The organism is Synechococcus sp. RC10B2, from assembly GCF_047502635.1.
In genome coordinates this window covers 67,414-76,540 of sequence record NZ_JANSHO010000041.1, presented here as the reverse complement: position 1 = coordinate 76,540, position 9,127 = coordinate 67,414, and the positions used below count along the sequence as shown (strand labels likewise).

The 9,127-nt window shown below is 63.9% G+C and carries 2 protein-coding genes; both read right to left on the bottom strand.

Annotated features, from left to right (window positions below):
• Positions 1 to 338: 338 nt before the first annotated feature.
• A complete protein-coding gene (rpoC, locus tag NW855_RS05030) occupies positions 339 to 5,042 on the bottom strand; it encodes a DNA-directed RNA polymerase subunit beta' (RefSeq protein ID WP_414508476.1) in 4,704 nt (1,567 codons plus the stop codon).
• A 12-nt stretch (positions 5,043 to 5,054) separates the two neighbouring features.
• On the bottom strand, positions 5,055 to 9,122 hold the full coding sequence (gene rpoB, locus NW855_RS05025) for a DNA-directed RNA polymerase subunit beta (RefSeq protein ID WP_414508475.1): 4,068 nt from the start codon (positions 9,120 to 9,122) through the stop codon (positions 5,055 to 5,057).
• Between the last annotated feature and the right edge of the window lie 5 nt (positions 9,123 to 9,127).

Sequence of the window (9,127 nt, the reverse complement as noted above, 5' to 3'; positions counted from 1 at the left end):
GCCCCCCTCCTTTAGGTTCCCCCCGCTTCGCGAGCTGATAAGGGTACATCGGTTCGGCACAGAATCGCTGCGGCAGGGGCGATTTCCCCCAGCGGATGTGTGAGCAGGCAGGCGCGCCTTTTTGCCCTCACCCCCTTTGTCCCCCTCTCCCGCCTCGCGGGAGAGGGGGATTGTGGAGTGCGGAAGCGCAGCTTCCGCCTGATGCTGAAGCTGCCGCTTCAGCACTCCAAACATGTCCGCGCTCGGCTCACCCCTCTCCCACATCGTGGGAGAGGGGCTGGGGGTGAGGGCGGAAAAGCGCGCGCTCCATGTCCATAGCGAACCCAAGGAATGTACCCTTACAAGCCCCGTTGCTTGCGCTCGCGTTTAGGTTTGGACGCGCTGCCATCGTCGGCTTCTGCCTGCGTCTCGGCGCCGTCCGTCGCCGCCTCTGTAGCGGGCGCGTCCGCCTCGCCTGCGGCGGGACGCAGGGTAATTTCGAGGGCAGGCGCGTCGGGCGAGGATTCGGCAACGCGCAGGGTGATTTCCGTGTTGGGCATGTCGCCGTCGGTTGCCTGCGCCTCGCCGTCGTCCGCTGCCAACTCCTCTTTGAAGAGCGTCTCCAGCGTCGGCTCGCGTGTTTCGACGACCGCTGCCGCCTCGTCGGCGCGGGCACCCCACTCGAACTTCGGCTCAAAGCGCGGCTTCACATAGCCCGTACCCGCAGGAATCAGCCGCCCGATAATCACATTCTCCTTCAAGCCGACCAGTTCGTCCACCTTGCCGCGCACCGCCGCCTCCGTAAGCGCTTTGACCGTACGCTGGAACGACGCCGCCGACAAAAACGACTCGGTCTGCTGCGCCGCCTCCGAGACGCCCAGCAGCACCCACTCGGCAGTCGCGGGTCGTCCGCCCTCGGCGATGACCTTGCGATTGGCATCCTCGAACACAAAGCGGTCTACCGTCTGTCCAGGCAGGAAGTAGGTGTCGCCGGGGTCAATCACGCGCCGCTTGCGCAGCATCTGGCGGATGATGACCTCCAGGTGCTTGTCGTCGATGTCGACGCCCTGCGCCTTGTAGACCGCCTGAATCTCGCGGATGAGGTACTCCTGCACGCCGCGCACCCCGCGCAGGCGCAGCAGCTCGTGCGGGTTCAGCGGTCCAGGCGTCAAGCGGTCGCCTGCCAGCACTGTGTCGCCCTTGACCACCTCCAGCGAGCCTTGCGGGGGTACCAGCACCGCGTCCAGCACCGTGACCGCTTGGACGCCTGCCTCCAGAAGGCGCGTCAGGTGCGCAGCGCGAATCTCGTCCATCTCGCTGACGATGGGGTTGCCCGTGCGCGGGTCTTCGATGGTCTGCAGGCTCATCTTGCCGACGAGCAGGTCGCCGACGGGCAGCGTGGCTTTGATGACCACCCAGCGCCCGACGGAGCGGATAATGTCCACCACCTCGCCTTCGTAGTCGACGGTGATGGCTTCGCCTTTGGGCTTACGCGCCTCGAACAGCTCCTCGACGCGGTTGATGCCCGAGTTGGGCGGCTCTTGCAGTTTGGCGAGTCGGCGCAACGAGTCGCGCGTGCGCTTTTCGAGCTTCTCTTCGCCCTCGCTGGGTTCTTCGGTCGCAAGCACAGGCACGGGCTTGCCCAACTGGTTCGCGGCGACTTTGAGCAGCACCATCTTTTGGTCTTTGCTGAGGTCGAGGGCTTCTTGGGCAGCGCCGCGCTCTTCCAGTTCGGTAGCCGTCAGGGCGCGTCCCGCGCCGACCTTGAAGCCTGCGATTTGCTGCCCTGCGCCTGCCACGCCGCCCGTGTGGAACACGCGCATCGTCAGCTGCGTGCCAGGTTCGCCGATGGACTCGGCGGCGATGATGCCGACCGCCGTGCCCAGCTCCACAGGGCGCAGCGTGCCCATATCCAGCCCGTAGCACTTGGCGCACACACCTTGGCGCGTGTTGCAGGTGAGCGGCGAGCGGATGGGCACGCCCACGCGATCATGCTCGACCCACTCGTAGCCCGCTTGGAGCCACAGGTCGCGGATAGCATCGCGTCGCGCGTGCAGGCGATCCAGCGTCTCCTGCGTGAGCGTATCATCCGGTTCCAGCAGCGCCTCGCCCGTGATGGGGTCGCGCAGTGGCTGGTCGTCTGGGGGCATAAACAGTTCGCCCTCGTCTTTGCCCGACAGTTCGCGCAGCGTCTGGGTGAACTGTTCGGTCGCCTGCGCCAGCGCGTCGATCTCGGCAGCGACCGCTTCGGGGATGATTTCGTTCTCGGCGACGAGCGGTTCGCCCGTGATGGGGTGGCGCAGGTCGCGTCGGGCGGTGCGCCCGCGAATGCGCTGGAACAGCGGTTCGATGAGGTCGCCCTCGCGCTCGATGCCGCTGACGACGATGCCTTCAGGCGTGCCGCAGTCGTGTTCGCGGATGACCACATCCTGCGCCACATCGCACATGCGGCGGGTGAGGTAGCCTGCGTTGGCGGTCAGCAGCGCGGTGCTTGCCAGCCCGCGCCGTGCGCCGTAGCCCGACACGAAGTATTCCAGCGTGGTCAGCCCCTCTTGGAAGTTGTGCTGCACGGGCAACTCCTCGACCAGTCGCTCGCCGCCCGAACGGAAGTCGAACCCGCCCATCATCAAGCCGCGCATGCCCACCAGCTGCGCCAGCTGTTTCGTGGAGCCGCGCGCGCCCGAGTCGGTGATGATAAACAGCGGGTTATTGGCGCCCAGCTCTTGCATCATCACTTTGGACACCTCTTCGTACACGCGCTGCCAGAGCTGGATTTTGCGCTGGCGCTTCTCGTCCTGCGTCAGCTCGCCGCGATCATACAGCTCGTCAATCAGGCGTGCCTCTTGCGAGGCTTTTTGTAGGATGGCGTCGCGCTGCGCAGGAATCGCCATATCGGTCAGCGCAAAGGTAATCCCGCCGCGCAGCCCCCACTCGAAGCCCAGCGCCTTCAGGTCATCCAAGAAGCGCACGGTACGCGCGTGCCCGCAGGTCTGGTACACCGCGCGAATTACTGCCGAGAGCATCTTCTTGTTGTAGACCACATTCAGCCAGTCAGGGTGATAGCGCAGCGTGTCGGGCATGATTTCGTGGAACATCAGTCGCCCGATGGTGGTCTGCACGAATTCGGGTTCGGGGGCGTTCGGACGCACAAGGCGCACCTCGATGGGCTCGTGCAGTCGCGCGTCGCCGCGTTCGAACGCCAGCCGCGCCTCTTCGGGGTTCGCAAAGCGGTAGCGAATTTCTGTTTGGCGCTGCGGGTCGTTCATCGTGAGGTAGTACGCGCCCAGCACGATGTCCTGCAGGGGCGAGACTACAGGCGAGCCGTCGGCGGGCTTGAACAGGTTGTGCGTGGAGAGCATCAGCGTGCGCGCCTCTGCCTGCGCGGGGAACGACAGCGGCACATGCACCGCCATCTGGTCGCCGTCGAAGTCGGCGTTGTAGGCGTGGCACACCAGCGGGTGGAGCTGAATCGCCTTGCCCTCCACCAGCACAGGCTCGAACGCCTGAATGCCCAAGCGGTGCAGCGTCGGCGCGCGGTTCAGCAGCACGGGATGCTCCTTGATGACCGACTCCAGCGCCTTCCACACTTCGGGCAGCTGACGGTCGATGGCGTTCTTGGCGTTTTTGACATTGTTGGCGAGTTGGTCGCGGATCAGCCGTTGCATCACGAACGGCTTGAACAGCTCCAGCGCCATCTCTTTGGGCAGCCCGCACTGGTGCAGTTGCAGCGTCGGTCCGACCACGATCACCGAGCGTCCCGAATAGTCCACGCGCTTGCCGAGCAGGTTCTTGCGGAAGCGTCCCTCCTTGCCCTTGAGCATATCGGAGAGCGACTTGAGCGGGCGTCCGCCTGTGCCTGTGACGGGCTTGGAGCGCTTGCTGTTGTCGATGAGCGCGTCCACCGCCTCTTGGAGCAGTCGCTTCTCGGAGTTAAGGATGCTCTTGGGCGCGCGGATTTCCATGATTTTGCGCAGGCGGTTGTTGCGGTTCACGATGCGCCGATACAGGTCGTTGAGGTCGCTGGTGGCGAACCGCCCGCCGTCGAGTTGCACCATCGGGCGCAGTTCGGGCGGCAGCACGGGCACAGCGTCCAGAATCATCCATTCGGGGCGCGTCTTGCTGTTTTTGAACGCCTCGACGATTTCCAGGCGTTTGATGGCGCGGGCGCGGCGCGTGCCCTGCGTCTTGCTGATTTCCTCGCGCAGCTCGCGATCGAGCTTTTCGAGGTCAATCTCCCGAAGCAGCTCGCGGATCGCTTCCGCGCCCTGCCCGACGCGCACCAGCGGGCGCAGGTCGCGCTGCAGCCTGCGCGCACCCGTAATCAAGAGATGCTCAATCGCCTGCCAGCTGCTCTCGTCCAGCAGTTCGTAGCGCTGCAGTTTGGCGAGCCGTTCGATGGCTTTCTCCATCTCCTCCAGCAGGCGGGCGCGCTCGCGCCGTTCGCTCTCTTTGCGGCTTTCGTACATCCGCACGCGCTCCGCGATTTGCTGTTCGGTGAGCGTGTCGGCTCCCTCTTTCAGCTCGCGTTCCAGCCGCGCGTCCAGCTCCAGAAACACGCGCTCGATCTCGTCGTCGAAGTTGCGCTTGGCTTCGTCGACCATCCGCTGCAGGTCGCCGAGGTTCTGCTCGATGCCCGCGCGGTCGATGTCGATGACCATGTAGTTGGTGAAGTAGATGACTTTTTCGAGTTGGCGCGGCGAGATGTCGAGCAGCAGTCCCAGCGGGCTGGGCGGCTGCCCTTTGAGGTACCACAGGTGGCACACGGGCGCGGCGAGTTCAATGTGTCCCATCCGTTCGCGTCGCACGCGCGCGCGCGTGACCTCTACGCCGCACCGCTCGCAGCGGATGCCCTTGTTTTTGACGCGCTTATAGCGTCCGCAGGAGCATTCCCAGTCGCGCGTGGGACCGAAGATGCGTTCACAAAACAGCCCGTCGCGTTCGGGCTTGAAGGTGCGATAGTTGATGGTTTCGGGCTTTTTGACTTCGCCATACGACCACGCCCGAATATCATCGGGCGAGGCGAGACCGATTTTGAGCGCCTTGATACGCGAGATGTCCGCCATAGAATCTTCACCTCACAGCGTGCTGTCCGTTGCGGCGCTGGGCTGCAGGTCGCCCAGCACGGGTTTGGGCTTCGGTTCGTCGAGCATGTCGAGGTCTTCGAGGCTGCGCAGGTCGTGCGCGACATCGTTCTCATCGACGATTTGCACCTTGAGACCGAGCGCGCGCAGCTCGTTGACCAGAATCTTGAACGATTCGGGCACGGAGGGCTGAATCACGGGCGCGCCTTTGATGATGGCTTCGAAGGTGTGGATGCGCCCGTTCACATCGTCCGATTTGATGGTTAGCATCTCCTGCAGGGTGTGCGCTGCGCCGTAGGCTTCCAGTGCCCAGACCTCCATCTCGCCCAGTCGCTGCCCGCCGAACTGCGCCTTGCCGCCCAGCGGCTGCTGCGTGACCAGCGAGTAGGGTCCAATCGAGCGGGCGTGGATTTTCTCCTCCGCAAGGTGTTCCAGCTTGAGGATGTAGAGGTAGCCGACGGCGACGGGGTTGCCGAACGGTTCGCCTGTGCGTCCATCGCGCAGGATGACCTTGCCCGTTTCGGGGTCGAAGCCCGCGCGGTCGATGGCGCGCTGGCGGATGGCGTCTACCAGCGCGTCGACGCTGGGCGTCTTTTTGTCGGCGAACGCCAAGCGTCGCGCCAGGTGTGCGCGCGCTTCGTCGGACGCCGACTCGATGGCGCGGCGCACTGCATCCAGCGCGTCTGCGAAGGTCGCGCGATAGCCCCACTCAATCGGGTTGCCCGCCTCATCGCGCAGGTTCAACTCATGGTCAAGTAGGATGCGCAGCGCGTTGCGGCGCAGGCGGTCGGCGAGGTGGTGCATTTCTTGCTTGATCTCTTCGGGCGTCGAGCTTTGGAACACAGGCGTGCGGAACCGTATGCCCAGCTGCTTAGCGACCAGCCCCAAGTGGAACTCCAGAATCTGCCCGATGTTCATGCGCGAGGGCACGCCGAGCGGGTTCAGCACGATGTCGATGGGCGTGCCGTCCATCAGGAAGGGCATGTCCTCGACGGGCTGGATTTTGGAGATGACGCCCTTATTGCCGTGCCGTCCTGCCATCTTGTCGCCTTCGGTGAGCGGTCGGCGCGTGGCGACCGTGACGCGCACGCGGTGGTTCACGCTGGGCGGCAGTTCGTCCTCCTCCAGCTGCCTGAGCGCGCCGTTGCAGCGCGGGCAGGATTTGGTCTCCATCGGTTTGGAACGGTAGAACAGGCTCTTGCAGCTTTGGCACTCGTAGCGGAAGCGAGCGAACTGCGTCACGCGCACCACATAACCACGCTCGCCGTGCGGCAGGCGCAACGAGACATCGCGCATCTCTTCCGCTTTGCCGCCGAAGATGATGCGCACCAGCTTCTGCTCGGTGGACGCTTCGGTCTGCCCTTTGGGTTGGATTTTGCCGACCAGTAGGTCTTCGTGTTTGACCTCCGCGCCGAGTCGGATGATGCCGTTCTCGTCGAGGTCGCGTCGCGCCTCCTCGCCCACATTCGGGATGTCGCTGGTAATCTCTTCGGGACCCAGCTTGGTCTCGGTAGCGTCGGTCTGGTGGCTTTCGAGGTGGATGCTGGTGTAGGTGTCGTCGTACAGCAGTCGCTGCGAGACGAACACGGCGTCCTCGTAGTTGTAGCCGCCTGCGGGCAGGAACGCGACCAAGATGTTGCGTCCCAGCGCGAGTTCGCCGTTCTCGGTGGAAGGACCGTCGGCGATGACATCGCCTGCCCGCACTCGCTGCCCCAGCTTGACTTTGGGCAGGAAAGTGAAACAGGTGCCCTTGTTCGATTGCACCAGGTGCGGCAGTTTGTAGATATCCTCAATCGGGTTGCCTTTCTCGTCTGTTTCGTCTTCGCGCTCGATACGGATTTCGGTTGCCGAGACATACTTGACTCGCCCATCAGCGCGCGCGGTGATCAGGCTCTGTGCGTATTTAGCGGCGTATCGTTCGATTCCCGTATGCACCAGCGGTGCTTCAGGGTTGATGAGTGGCACGCCCTGACGCTGCATGTTGGAGCCCATCAGCGCGCGTCCCGCGTCATCGTGTTCCAAAAACGCAATCATCGTTGCCGAGGTAGAGAACACCTGCGCGGGGTCGACATCCATATATTGCACCTGCTCGCGCGGCACGATAGGGTACTCGTCGCGCCAGCGCACCTGCACCATTTCGGGCAGTGCGCCGTCCTCGCCGATGGGGGTGTCGGCGGGCGCGATGTACGCGCTCTCGTCCTCGTCGGCGGGCAGGTAGACCACCTCGTCGGTCACCTTGCCGTCCACCACCTTGCGGTAGGGTGTGCGCAAAAAGCCGAACTCGTCCACTTTGGCGTACAGCGTCATCTGGTTGACCAGCCCGATGTTCTGTCCTTCAGGCGTCTCGATGGGGCAGATGCGCCCGTACTGGGAGGGCGTGATGTTGCGCACTTGGGGCGGGATGCTCTGACGGTTCAGCCCGCCTGGGCCCAGCACCGACAGGCGTCGCTTGTTTGCCAGTTCCGACAGCGGGTTCGTCTGATCCATGAAGGTGCTGAGCGGGTTTTGGGAGAAGAAGGTTTGTAGCGCGCTGGCGACGGGCTTGACGCTCAGCACCACATTCGGCAGGATTTGGCTCACATCGTCGGCGGCGCTCATCTTTTCGCGGGCGGTCTTTTCGAGTTTGAGGAACGCCGCGCGCAGGTGCGCCTGCAGCAGCTCGCCCACAGACCGCACGCGCTTGTTCGCCAGATGGTCGGTGTCTTCGTAGTCGTGCTTATCTTCCGCCATCTCCAGCAGGTGGCGCAGCGCAAGCAGCAGGTCGGGCACGGTCAGGTGGCGCACCTCGTTGGGGATGCCGTGTCGCAGCTTGCGGGTGATTTGGTAGCGTCCGACGCGCCCCAAGTCGTAGCGGCGCGGATCCAGCACCAGGCTGTAGAACAGGCTGCGCACGCTCTCTTCGGTGGCGGGGTCGCCAGGGCGCATGCGGCGGAAGAAGTCCAGCACTGCCTCGCGCGAGTCGCTGGTCGGGTCGGCGTCGAAGGTCGCCTTGAGCAGCGGGGGCAACTCCACATCGCCGCCCTGCACCTCGACGAAGCGCACGGGCACTTCGGGCAGCTTGAGTTTCTCGATGGCTTTGGCGGCTTTTTCGTCGATGGTCGCGCCTGCCTCGACGATGACCTTGCCGCGCGTGTTTTTGATGGTTGCGGCAGCGGTTTTGCCAATCAGATCCGCCGCGCGCGGCGCGTGTAGGGTGAACTCGTGCAGGATTTCGCGTCGCTCGCGCGGGCGACCGAACATCGCGGCGATGGCGTCGTTGGTCAAGCCCAGCACGGGGTCATAGGGCGGCTCGCACTTGACGCGCAGCGCGCGCGCGTCGGCGGGCAAGTTCTCCAGCAGGTCAAGCGTCAGCACATCGCCAGGCTCCAGCAGCGTGCGCCCCGCATGCACTACATCCTCCAGAATACGCCAGCCGACGGCGCGCTCCAGCTCCAGCTCGGCGGGCACGCGCGCCTCCTCGTAGTGGGCAAACGCCTTGATAATCTGCGTGATGGGCAGGTGCTTCGACTGGTGCACCTTCAGGCGAATCACATTCTGCGGGTCGGTGCCGCCGTCCAGCCACGGTCCTTCGGCGGGGATGATCTGCATCTGCAGCACCTTGCCGAACGCGCGCGACATCATCTCGCGCCCTGTGCTGGAGAGGTACGGCGACGGAAAGTGAATACCCGCCGTGCGGTTCAGCTGGCTGATAATCACCCGCTCGCGCCCATTGACGATAAATGTACCCCCATCCGTCATCAGCGGTAGGTCGCCCAAGTAAATCTCGCTCTCTTGCACCTCGCCGTCTACTTTGCCGAAGCGTACCTTCACGCGCAGCGGAATGTCGAAGGTCATCTCGCGCTCGCGGCACTCCTCGACCGAGTATTTCGGCTCGCCCAGACAATAGTCGCCAAACTCCAGGAAGTAGTTGCCCGTCATGTCGTAGATGGGCGAAAAGGTCTGAAACAGCTCTTTGAGTCCTTCCTCCAAAAACCAGCGGTAAGAGTTGTATTGAATCTCGATAAGGTTCGGCGGCTCCAGAACTTCACGAATGCGCTTTCGGTTGTGTCGCACAATCCGCATACGGT